Origin of the sequence: Fictibacillus nanhaiensis, assembly GCF_036213205.1 — a bacterium.
GTDB classification, from domain to species: Bacteria; Bacillota; Bacilli; order Bacillales; family Fictibacillaceae; genus Fictibacillus; species Fictibacillus nanhaiensis_E.
In genome coordinates, this window is record NZ_JARMFC010000036.1 from 1 (window position 1) to 1,603 (window position 1,603).

1 pseudogene is annotated in these 1,603 nt (G+C 41.3%); it reads left to right on the forward strand.

Annotated elements, in window-relative coordinates:
- Positions 1 to 160: 160 nt before the first annotated feature.
- Positions 161 to 1,515: pseudogene (locus tag P4V41_RS21070) on the forward strand (IS1182 family transposase).
- The last annotated feature ends 88 nt before the right edge of the window (positions 1,516 to 1,603 follow it).

Below are 1,603 nucleotides of genomic sequence, written 5' to 3' on the forward strand. Positions count from 1 at the left end.
AACTTTGAAAATGGAACTGTACAAGGAAGAAAGTTTTCGCAAAAAAAAAGCATGCTCTCTAAAATAGAGAACATGCTTCAGCTTGTAGACAAAGTACCATGTCTACAAGCTTTTTTTATTGTAGAATAAAATGAGATCATGTTTGAGGGGAGAAATACACATGTTATCTAAGCATTCTACTGAAGGACGTCACCAAGTAACTCTAGCAGCTCTTGACGAGCTTGTACCGCAGGATCATTTGGTACGAAAAATTGATCAAGTCATGGATTTCAACTTTATTTATGATGCCGTAAAACATACATATTCCTTGGATAATGGAAGACCAAGCGTGGATCCTGTTGTGCTAGTCAAAATGGTGCTTCTTCAATATTTATTTGGTATCCGTTCCATGCGCCAGACGATAAAAGAGATTGAAACAAATGTCGCTTACCGTTGGTTTTTAGGTTATGACTTTAGCGAGAAGATACCTCATTTTTCAACGTTCGGTAAGAACTACGCACGTCGTTTCCATGATAGTGATCTTTTTGAACAGATTTTCTATCGCATTCTTCGTGAAGCTACGAACTATGGTCTAGTCGATCCCACTGTTGCGTTCATCGATTCAACGCATGTGAAAGCCAACGCCAATAAGAAGAAGTTCGATAAGAAAACCGTTCGTGTAGAAACGCGCAGCTACCAAAACAAACTGGAAGAAGAAATTAATATCGACCGTGAGGCACACGGAAAAAAGCACTAACCCCTCAAACAAAAGAAGAGACGAAAGAGATTAAAGTGAGTAAGACGGATCCTGAAAGTGGCTACTATGTAAAGGATGAACGGGAGAAGATGTTTGCTTATTCTTATCACACGGCCAGTGATTCTAAAGGTTTTATCCTTGGGACCCTTGTCACCGGAGCCAATGTACATGACAGTAGAATGCTTGAGCCACTTGTAAATCAGTTGATTGAAAACGTAGGAAAACCAACCGCCTTAGCCGTAGATGCAGGATATAAAACACCAGCGATCGCCAAGTTTTTGATGGACCAGGAAATTCGTCCTGTGATGCCTTACACAAGACCAAGAACCAAAGATGGATACATGAAGAAATACGAGTATGTCTATGATGAACATTATGATCAATACATATGCCCCCAAGGTGAGATATTACCTTACAGGACGACGACCCGCGAGGGCTATCGTCAATACGCTTCCAATCCTTTAACGTGCAAACAGTGCCCCTTGCTTTCACAATGTACGCAAAGCCAACAGCACGTAAAGTTCATCCACCGTCATATTTGGGAGGATTATGTGGAGGAAGCCGATCACCTCAGACATACCGATGAGAATAAAAGAATATATGCACAGCGAAAAGAAACCATTGAACGTGGATTCGCAGATGCAAAAGAGATGCATGGTATGCGTTGGACGAAGCTCAGAGGGCTTAAAAAAGTTTCAGCGCACGCGATGCTTACTTTCGCTGCCATGAATCTTAAAAAGCTGGCAAACTGGACATGGCGAGGACCATGTCCAGTGTAATCCAGGCATGTTTTTTCAGATAAAAGACTTTAAAACAAGACAAACCCCATTTTCAACAAAGTTGAAATGGGGTTTGTCTACGTTCTGA